Annotated in this window: 26 protein-coding genes; 3 read left to right on the forward strand and 23 right to left on the reverse strand. The window is 62.1% G+C overall.

Annotation, left to right across the window (positions count from 1 at the left end; genetic code table 11):
* Positions 1-169: 169 nt before the first annotated feature.
* From F3J45_RS00770 to F3J45_RS00810, 9 genes are all read right to left on the reverse strand, one after another.
* Entirely contained in the window at positions 170-547 is a 378-nt protein-coding gene (locus F3J45_RS00770; protein WP_167055702.1) for a hypothetical protein, read from the reverse strand.
* A gap of 3 nt (positions 548-550) precedes the next feature.
* Positions 551-991 carry a hypothetical protein gene (locus F3J45_RS00775; RefSeq protein ID WP_167055705.1) on the reverse strand — a complete coding sequence of 147 codons (441 nt, stop codon included), beginning with the start codon at positions 989-991 and terminating at the stop codon, positions 551-553.
* 47 nt (positions 992-1,038) lie between these two features.
* Positions 1,039-2,016, reverse strand: coding sequence for a major capsid protein (locus tag F3J45_RS00780; RefSeq protein WP_167055707.1), 978 nt, complete (start codon positions 2,014-2,016; stop codon positions 1,039-1,041).
* A gap of 3 nt (positions 2,017-2,019) precedes the next feature.
* The gene (locus F3J45_RS00785) at positions 2,020-2,793 is read right to left on the reverse strand and encodes a hypothetical protein (protein ID WP_167055710.1); all 774 of its coding nucleotides are present in this window, start codon (positions 2,791-2,793) and stop codon (positions 2,020-2,022) included.
* A gap of 80 nt (positions 2,794-2,873) precedes the next feature.
* A complete protein-coding gene (locus F3J45_RS00790) occupies positions 2,874-3,338 on the reverse strand; it encodes a hypothetical protein (RefSeq protein WP_167055715.1) in 465 nt (154 codons plus the stop codon).
* Between the two features lie 32 nt (positions 3,339-3,370).
* A complete protein-coding gene (locus F3J45_RS00795; protein WP_167055718.1) occupies positions 3,371-4,462 on the reverse strand; it encodes a minor capsid protein in 1,092 nt (363 codons plus the stop codon).
* On the reverse strand, positions 4,389-5,840 hold the full coding sequence (locus tag F3J45_RS00800) for a DUF4055 domain-containing protein (protein ID WP_167055722.1): 1,452 nt from the start codon (positions 5,838-5,840) through the stop codon (positions 4,389-4,391). The genes F3J45_RS00795 and F3J45_RS00800 overlap by 74 nt, the downstream gene beginning before the upstream one ends.
* Positions 5,840-7,330, reverse strand: coding sequence for a terminase (locus F3J45_RS00805; protein ID WP_167055725.1), 1,491 nt, complete (start codon positions 7,328-7,330; stop codon positions 5,840-5,842). The genes F3J45_RS00800 and F3J45_RS00805 overlap by 1 nt, the downstream gene beginning before the upstream one ends.
* Before the next feature lie 2 nt (positions 7,331-7,332).
* Positions 7,333-7,932, reverse strand: a complete 600-nt coding sequence (locus F3J45_RS00810) for a hypothetical protein (protein ID WP_167055728.1) — start codon at positions 7,930-7,932, stop codon at positions 7,333-7,335.
* 74 nt (positions 7,933-8,006) lie between these two features.
* Between F3J45_RS00810 and F3J45_RS00815 the strand changes: the two genes are divergently transcribed.
* Positions 8,007-8,435 (forward strand): hypothetical protein, encoded by a 429-nt coding sequence (locus F3J45_RS00815; protein WP_167055731.1) that lies wholly within the window; start codon positions 8,007-8,009, stop codon positions 8,433-8,435.
* On the opposite strand, the gene F3J45_RS00820 is transcribed toward F3J45_RS00815, so the two are convergent.
* The 3 genes from F3J45_RS00820 to F3J45_RS00830 are packed head-to-tail and all read right to left on the reverse strand — an operon-like array spanning position 8,432 to position 9,404.
* Positions 8,432-8,659, reverse strand: coding sequence for a hypothetical protein (locus F3J45_RS00820; protein ID WP_167055735.1), 228 nt, complete (start codon positions 8,657-8,659; stop codon positions 8,432-8,434). The two genes, F3J45_RS00815 and F3J45_RS00820, sit on opposite strands and share 4 nt — an antisense overlap.
* Before the next feature lie 56 nt (positions 8,660-8,715).
* Positions 8,716-9,033 carry a hypothetical protein gene (locus tag F3J45_RS00825; protein WP_167055739.1) on the reverse strand — a complete coding sequence of 106 codons (318 nt, stop codon included), beginning with the start codon at positions 9,031-9,033 and terminating at the stop codon, positions 8,716-8,718.
* Entirely contained in the window at positions 9,033-9,404 is a 372-nt protein-coding gene (locus F3J45_RS00830) for a chemotaxis protein (protein WP_167055742.1), read from the reverse strand. Before F3J45_RS00830 ends, F3J45_RS00825 begins: the two co-directional genes overlap by 1 nt.
* Positions 9,405-9,490: 86 nt before the next feature.
* Between F3J45_RS00830 and F3J45_RS00835 the strand changes: the two genes are divergently transcribed.
* Together F3J45_RS00835 and F3J45_RS00840 are read left to right on the forward strand one after the other, a co-directional pair.
* Positions 9,491-9,673: a type II toxin-antitoxin system HicA family toxin gene (locus F3J45_RS00835; RefSeq protein WP_024718231.1), complete on the forward strand. Its 183-nt coding sequence runs from the start codon at positions 9,491-9,493 to the stop codon at positions 9,671-9,673.
* Between the two features lie 48 nt (positions 9,674-9,721).
* Positions 9,722-10,147, forward strand: coding sequence for a type II toxin-antitoxin system HicB family antitoxin (locus tag F3J45_RS00840; protein WP_167055745.1), 426 nt, complete (start codon positions 9,722-9,724; stop codon positions 10,145-10,147).
* Between the two features lie 668 nt (positions 10,148-10,815).
* Here F3J45_RS00840 and F3J45_RS00845 read toward each other — a convergent pair.
* The 11 genes from F3J45_RS00845 to F3J45_RS00890 are packed head-to-tail and all read right to left on the reverse strand — an operon-like array spanning position 10,816 to position 16,217.
* The gene (locus F3J45_RS00845; RefSeq protein WP_167055748.1) at positions 10,816-11,352 is read right to left on the reverse strand and encodes a hypothetical protein; all 537 of its coding nucleotides are present in this window, start codon (positions 11,350-11,352) and stop codon (positions 10,816-10,818) included.
* Entirely contained in the window at positions 11,349-11,471 is a 123-nt protein-coding gene (locus F3J45_RS30255) for a hypothetical protein (RefSeq protein ID WP_255431931.1), read from the reverse strand. The genes F3J45_RS00845 and F3J45_RS30255 overlap by 4 nt, the downstream gene beginning before the upstream one ends.
* Positions 11,468-12,064: a recombination protein NinG gene (locus tag F3J45_RS00850; protein ID WP_167055751.1), complete on the reverse strand. Its 597-nt coding sequence runs from the start codon at positions 12,062-12,064 to the stop codon at positions 11,468-11,470. Before F3J45_RS00850 ends, F3J45_RS30255 begins: the two co-directional genes overlap by 4 nt.
* Entirely contained in the window at positions 12,064-12,312 is a 249-nt protein-coding gene (locus F3J45_RS00855; protein ID WP_167055754.1) for a hypothetical protein, read from the reverse strand. Before F3J45_RS00855 ends, F3J45_RS00850 begins: the two co-directional genes overlap by 1 nt.
* Complete coding sequence (locus F3J45_RS00860; RefSeq protein WP_167055757.1) at positions 12,309-12,779, reverse strand: hypothetical protein; 471 nt, start codon at positions 12,777-12,779, stop codon at positions 12,309-12,311. Before F3J45_RS00860 ends, F3J45_RS00855 begins: the two co-directional genes overlap by 4 nt.
* A complete protein-coding gene (locus F3J45_RS00865; protein WP_167055760.1) occupies positions 12,776-13,066 on the reverse strand; it encodes a hypothetical protein in 291 nt (96 codons plus the stop codon). The genes F3J45_RS00860 and F3J45_RS00865 overlap by 4 nt, the downstream gene beginning before the upstream one ends.
* Entirely contained in the window at positions 13,063-13,824 is a 762-nt protein-coding gene (locus F3J45_RS00870; RefSeq protein ID WP_167055764.1) for a replication protein P, read from the reverse strand. Before F3J45_RS00870 ends, F3J45_RS00865 begins: the two co-directional genes overlap by 4 nt.
* On the reverse strand, positions 13,821-14,603 hold the full coding sequence (locus tag F3J45_RS00875; protein ID WP_205300337.1) for a DnaT-like ssDNA-binding domain-containing protein: 783 nt from the start codon (positions 14,601-14,603) through the stop codon (positions 13,821-13,823). The genes F3J45_RS00870 and F3J45_RS00875 overlap by 4 nt, the downstream gene beginning before the upstream one ends.
* Complete coding sequence (locus tag F3J45_RS00880; protein WP_167055767.1) at positions 14,600-14,869, reverse strand: hypothetical protein; 270 nt, start codon at positions 14,867-14,869, stop codon at positions 14,600-14,602. Before F3J45_RS00880 ends, F3J45_RS00875 begins: the two co-directional genes overlap by 4 nt.
* Complete coding sequence (locus F3J45_RS00885) at positions 14,866-15,414, reverse strand: hypothetical protein (protein ID WP_167055770.1); 549 nt, start codon at positions 15,412-15,414, stop codon at positions 14,866-14,868. The genes F3J45_RS00880 and F3J45_RS00885 overlap by 4 nt, the downstream gene beginning before the upstream one ends.
* On the reverse strand, positions 15,411-16,217 hold the full coding sequence (locus tag F3J45_RS00890) for a Rha family transcriptional regulator (RefSeq protein ID WP_205300338.1): 807 nt from the start codon (positions 16,215-16,217) through the stop codon (positions 15,411-15,413). The genes F3J45_RS00885 and F3J45_RS00890 overlap by 4 nt, the downstream gene beginning before the upstream one ends.
* Between the last annotated feature and the right edge of the window lie 71 nt (positions 16,218-16,288).

Below are 16,288 nucleotides of genomic sequence, written 5' to 3' on the forward strand. Positions count from 1 at the left end.
CAAGGCGCAGCCGCCAGGCTGGCATCCGAGTTTCGGAGAGTTCAAAGACTGGCTTAGGGTCCAAGGTTATCGGCACTACCTAGAGTTCAGGAGCGTGATGTCCGCGAACGATGTAGCTGAGCAGTGGTTTGATCAGGAGCTGAAACAGACCTGGCGAAACTGAAGGCAGTTACACCCGCTTCAGCATTACGGTGCCGGCGCGGCGGGTCCAGGGTGCGATGAGGTCGAGGGCGAAGTTCTCGCCGGTCGAGCGATCGACTGACCCCGCGACGTAGGTCTTGCTGGTCGAGGTGCCAGCCTGGGCCGACACGGTCTTGCTCTGCACCTCGCGCTGGGTGTCCTTGTAGAGCTGGCCGGCCGCTGCCAGCTTGGCCACCTGCGCGCCGGCACTCACGATGGCGTCCGGCACTGGGTCTGGCACCGCCCGCTTGATTTTGGCCGTCAGCCAGGCGTTGGCCATGGCGACGGCGAGGACTGCATCACCGTCACCTTCCCAGCCCTGCCCAAGCTTCTGGTCAACATCAGCGACGGCAATGAAGTCGGTCATGGCTTATTCCTTCGACGGGATCAGGGCCTGCAACTCGGGCTTGTTGAGGGCTGGATCGAAGTTGATGCCCTGGGCCGTCAGCCACTCCTTGAGCTCTGGCACCTTCATCTTGTGAGGGTCGGTTTCGGGATCGCCGTCGCCCTCCTCCTCCAGCGCCTTCGCGATCTCTGCCGCAGTGCTGGTGGCGGCATAGCCTGCAGGCGGGTAGGCCGATGCCTTGTAGCCCTGCTCCAGCCACTGAGCGATGGTCGGGCCATCCAGGCGCAGACCTTCCTCGATCTCGCTCACGCTGATGCCCTGACGCTGGTAGGCCTCGCTGATGTGAGGAGCCTCGCCCTGCACGGATACCGAGGTGGCACCGTCGATCACGCCGAAGAACTGGTCCAGGCGGCGATAGCAGGTGCCGCGCTCGCTGCCCGGGGTGTTGGTGTAGATGACTTTCATGCTGATCTCCTGCGCAGGGCGCCAGGCCGGCGCCCCGCATCATGGGGTCAAGGGGTGGCGGTGCCGCTGATGACTGCGGCGAACGGAACCTGCTTGCGGTCGAACACGCGCTTCCAGTTGGCTGCCGAGGCGTACTGGGCGGCGGTCGGGCTCAGGTTGCGGTTCTCGCTGCCCTGCCAGCTGAAGCCAGCCGGCTGCAGGATGTAGGTCTTGCGCTCCCACAGCACCTCGGCACCACCACCGTTGCCGCCATCGGCCTTGCGCTGCATCTCGACCGGCATGTGCGGGTCGCCCTCGCCGTAGCCGAAGGCGCCTTGGCCGAAGAACAGCGAGAGGAACTGGCCTGGCGCGTAGGTCAGGGCGTCATCCATGAACACCGGCTTGCCCAGGTAGGTGGCCAGGATGATCTTGCCCTGCGAGTCGCGCAGGTACTCGATCATGTCCTGCTTGACCATCTGGTTCATGACGACCGAGTGCACACCGATGGCCCCGAACATGTCGGCAGCGTCGCCGGCGGTGAAGGCGGCATCCTGGAAGGCGTTCGCACTGATCGAGGCGCCGGCATCCTTCACCATGTCGCCGCCGTTCTGGGCGATGTTCGCCGCGATGATGCCGCGACCAGCACCCATCAGGTAACGCTGCCACTGGCGGGTCCAGTAGGTGCCGAAGCGGTTGCGGATGTGCTGCATCGGCTCGGAGTTGGCCAGCTCAGCAGTGAGGTCGGAGACGCCGTAGCCTTTGTTGAGGTACAGGGTCCGGGCGCGCATGCTGCCCTGCTCGGCCTTGCCTACGGCGCCCAGGTCGTCTGGGTCATCGTTGGAGATGTTCGGCGCCTCGTCGGCGTCGAGATCCTGCCAGTAGCTGATTTCGGAGGTGCCCTGGCCGTTCTTGGCGATGTTGTCCAGGGTGGCCGAGCGGGTGATGATGCCCGACTCGTAGACGGCGGTCTTCTCGGGAGAATTCACCGGCTCCAGAGTGCCGTAGTAGTCGGAAACGAAGATGTCCGACAGTTGGGTAGATGCCATGGGTTAGGTTCCTCGGGTGGCTTGGAGTTTTTTGTACGCATCGGGATTGTCACGAGCGATCGCAGCGCGCTCCTGCTCCGTGTACTCGCCCCATTTCTTCGTGGCCTTGCCACCGTTGTCGCCGGTCTGCCCGGCCCCCTGAGCCCTTGGCCACAGGTGGGTAGCGGTTTCGCGCAGCGATTCCGCCCATTCAAGGGGAGACAGCGGGGTGCTGCCGTCCTTCCCGTACACGACTTCGCCGGCACGGTTAGTGGCAACGGGCTCGCCGTCTTCGCCCAGTTTGAAGGTGCCGCGAGCGCGGAGGATGATGTCCTCGGCAGCCTCGGGCAGCGCGCCGGCCTTGATGGCAGCAGCGCGGATGGAGTCAGCCAGTACCTTGTCGCTGTACTTGGCAGCGAAGGCTTCGGCCTTGTCGGCGCGCTCGTTAGCAGCCTTTACCTGCTTGTCCAGGTCGGTGCGCAGGCGCTCGGTGCGGCGGCTGATGACCTCGTCCAGCTTGCCCTCGGCGATCAGCTTGGTTTCTTCGTCCTGGCCGGCCTTGACCAGCAGGCCCTTGACCGCCTCGATATCCAGGCCTTCGAACTTGCCCTTGAGGCCGTCCAGCTCGCTCTTGATGGTCTTATTGGAGTCGATCAACTCCCGGTTCTTGGACTTGAGGCCCGAAACCTCGCCGTCCAGGAATTTCTGTACCTCGCCGCCCAGCGCGGCCTTCAGCGCAGCGGTTTGGGTTTCGTCGAGGGTGAGGCCGTGGGCGGCCGGGTCGAAGTCAAAAGGCATGTGGCTATCCCCTGGGGATTTGATGGGCCCGCCTGGCGGGCATAAAAAAACCCGGCGCTTGGCCGGGTTCAGAATGAGACTTATCGCTTGGGTATTCGCTCGGAGTCGGGAACGAGCTGATTCACCCGTTTGAGCATCGACATGAGCCCTCCATGCAGGCCTGTCTTGGTGGCTTTCCGACGAGCCAACTGCTCTTTAATCAAATGCCCAGGCCCGTTGTAGATCTCTTCGAATGTACCGTCGCGATTCATGCGAATGCCGAGGTAGTAGTCAGGAACGTGATGGACCGGGAACGTGAGACTTGTCCCGAACGTCGTTTTGATCTGGACATTGCGTCCGTCCTCAGTGACCGCATCGTGATGCCTGGTCAGGCCTTCATTCAGAGTCAGGCAGTAGGCCAGACTTGCCACGACCTCACCGATGTCTCCGACTAGACGCCCATCAGGGGTAAAAGGCTTACCCGGATAGGCCTCTTGAAGCATCGAGACGGCGGTGAAAAGCCCTTTCAGGGCTCCTTCGATCTTCGATTGGATGGCTTGGTCCATGTTGGCTCCTTGAGTAGAGCCAAGATGCTAACTTAGATTCCCGCCCTGTCGAACGCCAACGGCTCCAGCTCCTTGAGCTGGTCCAGCGTCAGCGGCTTGAAGTTCTTGTCCAGTTGCAGGGAGGCGAAACGCTCGGCAGACAGCCCGCCATCGCGGAACAGCTTACCGCGCACCGGGCCTAGCGCGGCGTCCTGGAAGGCCGCTGGCTGCGTTTTCAGCCACTGGTAGTAGCTGAGGCTTGCCGACACCTGCCCGCCGCCATCAGCGCCCACAGCTGCCCTCGTGGCGCCTTCCCCGAACAGCGCCGACAATCTGGTGATCGGCGTGATGGTGGTTCGGCAGTGGATGTGGAACGGTGGCACCGGCCCCTTGCCTACCTCGAACTCGCGGCCATCCAGGCTACGGCACTGCACGCTGGTTTTCCGGTCCAGGGTGGCGACGATGCGATAGCCCGGCACCACCTCGGCGTTCGCCTTGAGGGTTTCCATGCGCGCGGTGGTGGCCACGTGCTGCACCGCGGTTTGAACGACCGCTCGAGCGCTCCGGTTCGTGACCGCCAGCACGCCGTCGGTGAAGTTCTGCGCCGCAGTGCCGCGAATGGCCTGGGTGATCTCAGCGTTGGTCTGGCCCTGCACCACCCCCATCCGGATGGCGTTGGTTACCCGGTCCGACTCGGTGCGCGTCCAGCCGCTCAGGAAGGGCTTCAGCAGCTTGCCGCCATCGACGCCAGCCACCTGCAGGGGCTGCGTGTTGATCGCAGCCCTGAGCAGCGAGTCTGCCGGCATGACCGCATCGATCAGCAGCGCCTTGGCCAGGCTGCGGCCTTCGAACGCTGCCTCGTACTGCGCGATGTCAACCAGGTCGGACTGCATCCGGTCGCTGAAGGCCTTGTAGATCTCCAGCAGCTTGCCGCCCACCCGCCTCAGGAACTCCTCCAGCCGACTTCGGCCGTAGGTCGTCAGCTCCTTGCGGGTGAGCTGGTCACGCACGTGGCTGTCAGCTCGGCGCAGGTAGGTCTCGAACTTCTGGACCTCGCCAGCCTTCAGCCGCTCAAGCAGCACCGAGTGGCGGCTTACCTGCTCCAGCAGCTTCTCGTCCGCTGCCTGCTCCGGTTTCTTCGCCATCGTCTTTGTCCAGGTCTATGCCGGTGCTGTCTCGGTCGTCGCCGATCAGCTCGGCCTCTTCGTCGTAGGGGCGCTCGGGCAGCTTGCCGGTGGTGAGGTACTGCCAGTAGGTTTCGGCGCTGATGGTGCCGGCCATGACACTCTTCTGCAGCTCAGCCAGCACCTGGGCATCCACCTCGGGGATCACGAACTCCGGCTTGACCGTGAAGACCACCTCGTCCGGGTTGAAGCCGGTCCACTCTGCGGCGTACCGCAGGGCCTGCTCGATGGCCTCAGCCGCGGTGATGACGATGCTGTGCAGCGTGGCGTGCTGGTCGTTCTGCCGAGTCTTGCGGGCCTCGCCCGACTCGGTGCCCGAAACGTCCATGACCTTGGCGCCGGCTTCGAGCGCAGCGTTTTTCTGATCTTCCATCGCGGTGCGAACGGCCTGGATGCCGGCGCCCTGGAACTCCAGGTAGCCACACTGGCCTTTCGGCCCGAGATCCCAAGCCGCAGACGGCCCGGTCACGCTGAGCTCCACGCTCTCATCCAGACCGGAAACCCACGGCTGCGGGTGGCTGGTCTGGTGCAGCGCGGTGAAGTAGTCGGCGCTGAGCTGGTACGACTTCAGCGCGGCCCGGGCCATGGTCAGCAGCGGGATTTCGTCCACGTCGGGCGAGTTGTCGGTGGAGCCGCAGTAGATGACCGGGATGTAGTCCAGACCACGCACCAGGTTGTTGCTGCCGTCGACGGTGCCCAGCGGGCGGTCATCCTCGATCAGCTCACCGGCCTCGTTGCGCACGCCCGTGCGGCAGACCGCGCCGTCCATGTAGAACTCGCGGTACACCGTCTCGCATTCGTGGCTGTAACGGTCCTGCTCCTTGCGCCTGAACTCGCGGAACACCGACAGCACCAGGTCCTGCCGGCCGCCTTGGTCGGCAGTGTCCCAGTTGATGGCATTGCGCACCGCGTAGGTGGCGAAGTACGGCTGGCCCTGGTCATCGATGTTGACCACCAGCGGCACCCGGCCATGGGAAATGGCCTGGCGCACGATCCGCAGGAACAGCTGGGTCAGGCCGAAGCCGTCAGCCGTGGCATTGTCCTCCAGGTCCTTCAGCCCCGAGGGTAGCTTCACCTCAGGGATCAGCCGGGATACCAGCCCCATCATCGAGCGCAGCGAATCTCGCACCCAGTGCTCGTACTGGGCCCGGTCGGTGTAGTTCCGGTAAAGGTAGGCATTGCCCGCTCCGTCCAGCTTCTCAGCTTCGGTCATGCCGCTGGGCTTGGGCAGGTTGCGCGGGCTGCGCTTGATGGCGCCCTCGCCCTCCAAGGCGTCGTCCATCATCCGCCACTCTTCGATGTGAGCGTCGTAGTCTGGGTTGGTGGATTGAACAGGCATTACGCCAAACCTCCGATGCGGCGGACACCGCCTGTGCGTTTACGTCGCGCCATGGCAACGGCGAAATAGCGGAACCCGTCAGCCGGGTGGGATGACCAGTCATGGAGCGGCTTGTCCTTCCAGCACCCGCGCTTGTCGTCCCACTCCTTGCGATAGCTCTCCAGGGCGGTGATACCCTCGCTGCACTTGGCTTCGTCGAAGGCGCAGTTGGGCAGGATTTCCCGCGCCTGCTCAATGCCCTCGTCCACGCCGAGCTTCGGGACCACCTGGAAGGTCATGCGGTACTTCTCTCCGTCGATCTCGTAGCCCTCTCGGGCGAGTTCGCGCCGGGTCTTGCCGTCGCTACCAAATTCCCGGTTGTCGATGTCGTGGGGGCCCCAGTGCTCGCCGTACTCGTAGCCGCGATCCTTCAGCACCTTCATGTAGTGCCTCAGGCCCTCGCCGCTGTTCTGGTAGAAGTCGACGACGTGGTATTCCTCGCCGACGATCCGGACAAACCAGATTGCCGTGGAGTCGCCCACGCCGATGTCCCAGAAGGTGTGCACCGGCAGGTGGCTGTTGTCGGGCAGTTTGCCGATGCGCTGGGCGGCGTAGAGCTTGGTGAACTGCTTGGCGTAGTAGGCGCCCTCGATCGTCTGCTGGAATGCCTCGGCAGGTATCGACGGGTACTCCCGCTTCATGTCGTCGCCAAGGGTCTTTTCCTTGGCGGCGTACCAGGCGCGCTGTCCTGGGTTGGTGACGATCCCGTGTTTGGCGGCCAGGTCATCGAAGTACTTGGCCAGCCGGTCCGGAATGACGACATCTGTCGGGTCCAGCCAGTAGAGCGGATTCCGCCACCAGCTGAAGAAGAAGAACTTCCAGTCCAACAGGCCCAGGGGCACGCCGGCCAGCTGCTGCTTCTCAGCAGACTGGCTGTATTCGAAGAAGTACCCGGCCCTGCCCTCGGCAGTTGATTCAATGGTGACGAAGCACTCGGCGGCCACAGCCTCGAATGCACCTGTGACGATCTCCCGCGCCTTGTGCGGGAACTTGGCGCAGATCTTCCCGAACTCGGAAACGTGCAGGTAGCGCAGCGTGCCGCCCCGGAAGGACGTGGACACGTAGAGCGACCCGCCCTTGCTGAATACCAGCTCGCCCGCGGCGTCGTTGCTCGCCGGATTGGCTGCCTTGATCTCCATGGGCAAGTGATCGTAGGCGTACTTCACCTTCTCCCGGAACAAGCGTTTGGCGTCGTTCAGGGTGTGGGCGATCAGGGCGCACTTGGCGGCCTCGAACAGCGCGGCGTCCAGCTGGACGATGCAGACCAGTGTGGTGAAACCCAGCTGCCTGGCCTTGAGGATGATGTTGCGGGTGTGCATCCCCTGGAAGTAATCGACCTGCTCCTGCGTCATCCGGAAGCGGACCTTCTTGCCCTGCTTGTCCGTGATGAAGTACAGGTTGTTCAGCCGCCAGAACCGGTCCCGGAGCAGTTTCATGTGCTCGGGCTTCATGGTCAGGCATCCTTCGATAGTTCATCCATCAGCTGCGACAGCTCGTCAGCGTCTTTCGACTGCTCCTTGTCGTCCAGGCCGAATGCGGTGCGCTCAAGCACCTGCAGGTTCTTCATGGCCGACGACAGCTGGAAAAGGGTCTTGGCGTTGCTGGGCAGCGCCACGGCAGCGAGCATCGAGCTGCGGCGGAAGCCACTCTCATCGTCGGCCGTCTCGCGCTCAATCTCGTCTTCGATGTCCTCGCGGCGCTTGATGGTGGTGAGCAAGTCATCCATCAGCAGGTTCGCAAGGTTCGCGGCTTTGCGAATGTCGCGGCGATGGCTGCGAACAACCGTCGCGCCCTCTTCTGCCGCCTCTTCGATGATCTCTGCGTCCCGCTCAGGGTTCGCGCATTGGTCTTCGCGAACCTCACCGCGAACCAGCTTGTTGCGAACCTCTTTACGGACCTGCTCGGAAAGATCCCGCTCCCAGCCTAAAGCTTTGGCCTTCTTCCTGATCGCGGTGTCGCTCACCCCGTTACGGTCAGCGATGGTACGGATGGAAAGCGCCCCGGCCCGGAAGGCTCGCTCAATGGCCTCCCAATCGGGTTGCTTTGCGGTCATAGATATTCTGCTTCTTGAAGTGGTGGCGGATTGCCGGTATTGGTGAGCGACCTAAATTCAGATAGGCCCCACACATGAGCGAATCAAACATTGATCTTTTCGACAAAATCACGGGACTGATTTTTTCGAAGCTGTATCAGACCTTTCCTGTTACTGGAACACTGAACGTGATGTCCTTCATGGAGGCGTTCCCGGGCGAGGTTGATCGCCCCGGGGAGTTTTTTTCAGCCACGCTGAAGTGGCTCATAACCTCAGGCTATATGATGGGCGAACCCGATTCCAAACACGCCTACACCTTCAATAAATGCACACTGACGGCGAAGGGGCTTGAAGTGCTGAAGGCCGTCCCCGATAGCATCACCGGCAAAACGCTCGGCGCTCAACTGCAGGATGCCGCGAAGAGTGGGATGCTTGACTCTGTGAGATCCCTGACCGGAAAGGCTTTAAGCGCCGGCGCATCCATGACGTTCTCTGCTGCCTCAGCCTGGATAGCAAATACTTAGAATGGATCGGCTGGGTTGGCAATCGAGCGCACGAACCACATGAAGCCCTGCTGCAGGTTGGTCTTGGCAAGGGCCAGGGTGCGCTGGTCCACGCCTTCGATCTGGCCGATCTGCTTGAACAGATCGCCGGCGTCGGCTTCCAGGGCCTTGATCGAGTTCATGCCGTCGATCTCGCTCTGGGTGAGGTCGCGGTAGCCGGTGATCTTCTTGTGCTGGTTGTCCATGGGTGATCCTCAGGTTGTCGCGCCACAAAACGGCGCCTACTTGGAATGTGGCGCGACTACGGCGATACCCGATTGAGGGCCTCATCTGCCTTGTCTGCGGCCTGGGTGGCTGTCGTCGCTGCCTTCGATGCCTTGGTCGCGGCGCTCTCGGTCTTCCGGGTCAGCTCATCCAGGCGCTTGTCGCGCTCGGTCATGGCGGCATCGTAGGCTTCGCGGATCTGGGTCACCTGGTTGGCCTGGGTGCTGGCCATGGCCCAGTAGGCCGACTGCCAGCCCAGCACCGCGCCGCCGGCCACCAGCAGCGCAGCGATGATCCAGACCTCTGCCCGGCGCCACCAGCGGCGGGCGATGAATTCAAGTGCGCATCTGTCCATCACGATGTACCTCCGAGCTTGGTGCGCAGGCGGGCGATCTCGTCGCTCTGCAGCGCAACCCGCTCTGTCAGGCTGGCGACCTGGCTGGTCAGGGCTTCGATCTTCCCTTCCATGCGGCCAACAGTGGCTGCGAGGTCGTTCCGCTCCTTGGCGAACTGGTCGGCGCGGGCCTCGGCTTCTTTCCGGGCCTCGCGCTCGATGTCCAGCAGTTCATTCAGGCGGCGGACGACGCCGATGTCGGCGGTGTCCATCGCCCTGTCAGTGGCATCCCGTGACAGCCACTTGCGCAGCCACAGAAAACCACCCAGCAATACAGTGCCCGTTCCGCCCAGCCAGGTGGCTGTGCCTGGGCCGAGGTCGGTCGGGTCCATAATTTCTCTCAAGAAAGTGAACATAAGTGTTTACACTGAACACTTATGTTTATATAATTACCCCATCAACACACAACGGAGGGTTGATGAAGTACAGCGAGTTCAGGAGATGGTTGGAGGCCCAAGGGGTCGAGTTCTCGAAGTCAGCCAACGGCAGCCACTTCAAGATTCGCTACAAGGACCGCCAGACGATCTTCCCGAGCCACGGATCCAAGGAAATTGGTGAAGGACTCAGGAAGGAAATCATCAAGCAACTGGGCCTCAAATGAGGCCCCACCACCCTGAACAGACGTCCAGTCAGCCCCAAGAGAGGAAACATGTACGACTACAAAATCGTGGCTCACGAGGAAAACGATCACTTCTGGTCGTCTTGCCCTGATATCCCAGAGGCGCACAGCGTGGGCGATAGCCTGGAAGAGCTTCTGGCGAATGCAGTGGACGGGCTCACCCTGGCGCTCTCAATCTACGTGGACCAAAAGCGGGCAATCCCACCCGCCACCGAAGCCGGCGATCACATCGTCCGGCTTTCTGGCGTCACCGTGGCGAAGGTGGCGCTCTGGAATGAGCTGGTCCGATCCGGGAAAACCCGAGCAGATCTCGCCTCAATGCTCGGCATCTCGCCTACCGCCGCCGGGCGCCTGGTCGACTTCGAGCACACTTCGAAGCTCGAAAGCCTGGAAGAGGCCCTGGCCAAGTTCGGCATTCGCCTGCAGGTTACGCCCACTGCCTTGAGAGCTGCCTGACTGATTGCCAAAGGGACCGGTACTTACAGCGCCCCTTTTGAGGCCCGCTTCAAGATCGAGTAGGAGGCGGGTTCACACCCGCCGTCCTCTCACCCCACTGCGCCGCCTCTATCCGCTTCCTGTTCGTCAGGCCAGCATTTTGCCTCGGGCTTCCTTCAGATCCGCAGTCACCCGCGACACCCTTGCCTCCGGCTAACACTTCCCCTTGCCGGGTGTGTAGAGGACTTTCACCTCCAAGTCACCCGCTCGGCCACCACAGCCAAGCGGGTTGCGCTTATGCGCAACGCGCCATGCCTGGCGCACCAATAAAAAACCCGGCGCGACGGCCGGGTTTTGGTGAGCACTTTAGGCTCGTATGGAAAGAGGAATTGCACCAGCAGCAACGCAGCTATACCCGACAGCGGACAAACCTTGAGTAACCGGTACCAACAGGAAATCAAAGACGTCTTTAATCATAGAGCTAACCTCCTTCGCAGGCATTACTGCTGCGATCAGCGAATTCATTGATGGGAGTGCAGATACAGCCACAGCCAGAGCAAACAAACCCGCCATCCGGATAGCCGGCATAGCCACTGGAATCGAACCAGTCTTCCCCCGAAGCTATTGGTCACTCCTAAACGCGCAGGAATGACAGGATGGGGATATATTCGGCAAAGCGGCAAAGGATGTCAAGCGGCCATCTTCACGAAAAGCTCTTCCTGCTCCAGAAGCTCTACTCCGGCGGTTATCGCCTCCTCCACCATCTCGCCCAAAGCCTTGTGGATCTTGCTGCGCCAGTCGCGTCGGGTGCGCTCCGGTGTGCCCTTGTTGTCATCCCACTGGTTCATGTCGTAGATGTTCGCCTGCAGGATGGCCGACGAGCGCTTGCCATCCGCCCCGGGCTTCTGCGGCTCTGCCCAGGTAAGCACGGCATAGAACTTGAAGTGCTGGTGGGCATGGGTAGCGATCACGCGACCGAGCCCCTTGATGGCCTGGCCTCGCTCGCCGGCGTCCAGGGTGTAGCGCGCAATGAGCGCATCCCAGTGGCGCGGCAGCAAGCGCTTGTGCAACAGGCTGCGGTACTCGCAGTCCATCTCGAAGCGTTCCTGGCGGCTCATGCCGCCGTAACCGGCGCAGCCCTGGTCGGCGTCGACCCAGGCCGCGTTGGCAGTCTTCCCCTCGGACCCGGCCAGCAGGATGCGCACCAGTACGGCTGTCTTGTTCATACCCGCTCCTCGCGCTTGCGCGTCGCCTTGATGACCATTCCACGCACGATGCAGTAAGTCGAGATCACGAAGATTCCCAGAGCCAGCAACAGCGCGCTGTCGATTGGTGTCCAGTTCATGCCGCTGCCCTCCGCAGGTCTTTGAGTTTTTGCCTGTACAGGGCCTTGATGGCCTGCAGGTCTTCGATGGTGTAGCGGCGGACTGATTGGTCCCTTTCCAGGGCCTCTACAGCGTCCAGGCCAATGCGCTTGATGAGCCCGATGCGGTAGTCCGCAACGTTGCCCGACAGGTATCGGTTGTCGTGCTTCGACTGGGCGTGACAGTTGTTCTCGTCGAAGCGCAGGTGTGGGGCCGCGCCGGTGCTGCGGTAATGCCCCGCATCGACCGCGTTGCCGTTCCAGTCGAGCTGTCGACCGCTGGAGATGCAGCGATACCCCGCCAGGCGGTCCCGCTCGCGGATGTAAGCGTTGAACGCCTGCTGGGCCTCCCGCAGGTGATCACCCTTCGACTTCAGCTTCTCGCGGCGCTCCTGGAGCTCCTGGCGGGCCTGCTTGGTGATGGCCCGGGCAGCAACCTTCTGGACCTTCGAATCCTTCGACATGGCCAGCGCACAGGCGATGCTGCACACCTTCTGCGTGGACATGGCCGGCTTGAAGCGCTGGCCGCAGCCTGGTGCCTTGCACTTCTTCGGCTTGATCTCCTTGGCGAGCATCAGTGGCCCTCCCTTTTCTGGCGCTGGTAGAAGCTCGTGACAACCTCCGCAAGGAACCGGCAGCCCATTTCGCTCAGCCCACTGGCAAAGTCCGCTGCCGCACCCGCACGCCCCGCATACTCCTGATCAAGGCGCTGAGCCACGGCGGAGCAGAACGAGCCGATATCCTCGGCATCCATCTCCTTCACGACCTTCTCGGCCGAGAGGAAGACGGTGGTTTGCGTGGTAATTCCAAGACCTTCGCTCATGCGGCCTCCTCCCCTAGCAGGTCAGCGAAGTGCACGCCACGCGCGGCAAACTCCTCGACGATCCGGTCGGTGTACTGGCAGCCCTGGGCGCGGTTGAACAACCGGGTCACAGGGAATCCATCCGGCCCGAACATGGCGCAGGGCCCCATCCAGCGCAGCTTGATCTCATACGGCAGGTTGAGCAGGGTCATGTTGTAGCCGTCGCGGAACTCCTCGCAGGAGGCGCGCATGATCGGTACACCGTGGTGGAGTTTGCAGTAGCGGCGAACCTCTTCCACGTCGCCCATCTCGGTGCTCTTGGCGATCCGGTCGTACATCGCGAACCACAATGCGTTTTGATCCAGGGTGCGGTCCTTGCCCGGGCTCATGCTGACCACGACGAATTTCTTCTCGCGGAACAGTCCGGTCATCATGGTGATGGCCTCGGACAGCTTGGCCTGGCTGTTGACGCTGATTTTCTCGGTCATGGCGCCACCTTCAGGCCTTGGGCCTCGATTGCGGCCGCAGCGTGAGATAGGCATTGGTTGTGACCCTCTGCATTGCAATTCGCACCTTGGTCATAGCAAAAGTGGTCAATGCGTTTCCTGGGCGGCAGTTCCACCACCACGGCCTCGCGAGAGGCCTGCCAAGCCCACAGAGCAGCACCCATGATCACAGCACCGTCCTCGCTCTTGGACTCAGCCACATCGGTTGCCCCGAAGCCGAATTGCGCCCGGAAGGCGACCTCGAACTCGGCGCGCATCTCGTCAGTCATACGCCCTCCCCGGCCGGCTGCCCGGCGCGCTTGATGTTCAACTTGGCCAGAAGGTGTGCACGGCACTCAGCGGCACCAGATGGGATCTCCTGCAGTGCGAGCAGCCGCGCCTGGCGTTGGCCGGCGTATTCGTTCGCCAGCACCATCTCGCTTTTCTGCCCGTCGTGGCCGATGCCCACCGCGATTTCGCCCAGTGGCTCGCCGTTCGCCAGCATGCGAATGGTGATGTCGTAGGCCCGGGCGAACACCTTCTCGGCGCGCTCCGGCTCCATCGATCCCAGGTTGTTGGCCTCACACTGCAGCGCCGCGTGGCGGATGGCGTGGTGCGACCAGACCCGCGAGCCCGCCCGGCTGGGGTGGAAGTTCTCCAGCGCCTCGGCCAGGGCCTTGGCCAGCGGCGGAATGCCCATCTCCTCCGGCGTCGGCTGGCACAGCTTGATGAACTTGCCGCTGCTCGGGGCGAAGTCGGTGCCCAGCACCCGGCACTTCTGGATGCCGAAGCGGATCTGCTCCAGGGTGTTGATGCCAGCAGCTACGAAGGACTTGATCCAGCTGCGCTTGGCAGCCTTCAGGGCCTCGTCATCCGGCCATGCCTGCTTCCACGCCGGGAAGATGGCCTGCAGCTCCTTGAACAGGGCATTGACCACTTCGGTGGTGCCGGGGTCGATCTGCTTGGCGGTAACCGGGACCACGGGCGGCAGGTTCGGCGCGGTGGCCAGCAGCTGGGTCACGCTCTTGGGCTTGATTGGATTGCTCATAGCGCCCCCAGGTCATCAGCCCAACTGGTGTCGTTGAAGTCGGGTCCGTTGGCCTGGCGCCTCACCGGGAACGGGCGGACATTGCTCGCGGCGGCCATATCCCGCTTCACCCACTTGACCAGCAGGCTCACCCAGGCGGCCTGCGTCTCGAAGCGCCCAGATGCCGAGTAGTGGCAGACGAATGCGGCGGTCGCCTCGTCGGTGAACAGGCCGACAGGGATACCCATGCGCTTGGCGTAGGCCTTCAGCAGCTTGTCGTCAGGCTTCCACTCAAGAGTCATCTCGGTCGGTGACTTTGGGTCAGCCGAATTTTCCTCGCCCGCGCTGTGTGTGTTGTGTTGATCTTCTCCTATTCCCTTCCCTTCCCTTCCGGGGTCAACCGGTCGACGACCAGTCGACGACTCCTCGGCGAATTGTCGACGACCACTCTCCGACTCATCGTCGATTTCTGCCGGCGGGGCCGGGTATTTGAAGTTCTTTTTCTCGATCTTCTGGTGCTTCCAACCGCTGATATGCAGGTAGTTTTTGCCGCCTACCCAGTAGCTGCGCATGAGCTCGGCACCTTCCAGTTCGCCCAGGAGCGCGCTCACTTCTTCCGTGGTGATGTCATCGCCAGGGAAGACCAGGGCCTTGATCGTGCGAGCTGCCAGCGGGTGGTTGCCCCCGTCATCGCAGAAATTCCACAGGCCGATGAACAGCAGACGGGCCATCGGGCGGCAAGACATGACCTGCTCGCTCGACCAGAATTCGGGCTTGATAGTGCGGATGCGGGCCATCATTGGGCCTCCTTGGTGTTCTGTGCGGCGTTCTTCAGCGCTGCGGTCAGCATTCGGTAGTAGCGCTGGAAGCGCTCAGGCTGATCGACTTCGAGGCTCCAGCCAGGCGAGTGGCAACCGCACTCCTCGTCGTGGCACGAGAGCTCTTCTGGAAAGTGTTTTTTGATGATCGCCCGGGCTTCCTTGTTGATCGCGGCAGCCTTGGTCAGGAAGCGGCGGCCAGCAGTTGGCGCCAGATAGACGGTGGTTTGTTGGGCGACGATGCTCATTGGTCGAGCTCCTTGGCCATGAACTCGTCAACGAATGCGTCTGCCATACCGCTGAACAAGGGCATCTTCCCCTCGTTCCAGATAGCCAGCGGTGAACTGGTGCCGATGGGGTTGCGCACGAAGCGGTAACGCTCTGCATCCTTGCGCAGCTCCGCGTTCTCGGCCTTGAGCTTGTCGATTTCCGCCTGCAAGCCCCAGACTTTCGCCTGAAGATCACCACGATGCGCGGTTTCGCTAACAAGGCGCTCACTCGCAACGGCCAGTGCCGCAGAAGTTCGGCCATCGCCATTGCATACCGTGCAGTGCCCGAGCCGCTCAAATGAGTCAGGACCGTGATAGGAAACGTGGACTTCCTCGCCGGAACCGTTGCAGGCTGGGCAGTAGTAGCCAAGCGCTGCCTTCGCAGCATCCCAGCCATTCCAGGCCGAACCTACGTCAGGAATAGCATCCCACACGATATGGCCGGCGTCGGAGATGACGTCATCCAGCCACTTGTTGAAGTCCGGGTCTTGCCACTGCTGGCGATCTTGCTCGCGGCTTCTCATGCTGCACCACCGGAGACGATCAAGGAGGCCAGTTCTGCGAAGCGATCCTCATACCAGTGCGGCTGGGTTTCGCGCGGGCACTGAGGGCTGGTCAGGTTCTTGCCGTAGCGAAGCCCCTTCTCGGTGATCGACCAGAAATAGACGGTCTCCTTCTTCGAGTTCACCCGGGACATCTGCTTGATGATCCCGGCGTCGCGCAGCTTCCAGTTGAACGGCGCAGCGGAGCACTTGATGCCGTGAAGCTTGAGGAGAACGGTCAGCGGCTTGGAGGCCATGCTGGAGCCATCAGGCGAATCGGGGGCTGCATCAACCGCATAGCCAGGCAGGAACTTGGCATCCAGGCCGTTGCTCTCGGCGATCTTGGCGAGCATCTGCACTTGGCAGGACGCAGCGGGCTTCAGCAGGCGCGTGAAGCACTCCATGATGGCGATCTCGCCAATCACCTTGGTTCCGTTGGCCATCACCGCCTGCCGTGCGCCATCCTGCTGCTCAAGCTCTCGCCAACGACGAATTACCGCAAGGCGCATCTTGGCGCTGTAGCCGGTGAGCAGGGTGTCGGTGAGATCACGATTCAGGTTGAAGCATGGAAGCCACCTCCCTGTGCTGTCCTGGTACTGAGCCGAACAATCGGCCCAGTCAATTTCCAGTTCGGTTAGCATCGAGCGCACGTCGGCCAGCACATGCTTGTGCGCCTTTCCGGTGAGCTTTGCTATTTCTCGCGACGACATCGTGCGCGCCACGAAATCGTGGTTCGCATTTTGTGGCGCCGCCCTTGATAGGGCCTGTACACTTTGGGTCTGCATATGCATAATTCCCCTACAGAGTTTTGTATTGCAGAGAGCCGGGCCGCTATCCCGGCTTTTTTGTGTCTGCG

This window comes from Pantoea sp. Ap-967, assembly GCF_011752565.1.
Taxonomy (GTDB): Bacteria; Pseudomonadota; Gammaproteobacteria; order Pseudomonadales; family Pseudomonadaceae; genus Aquipseudomonas.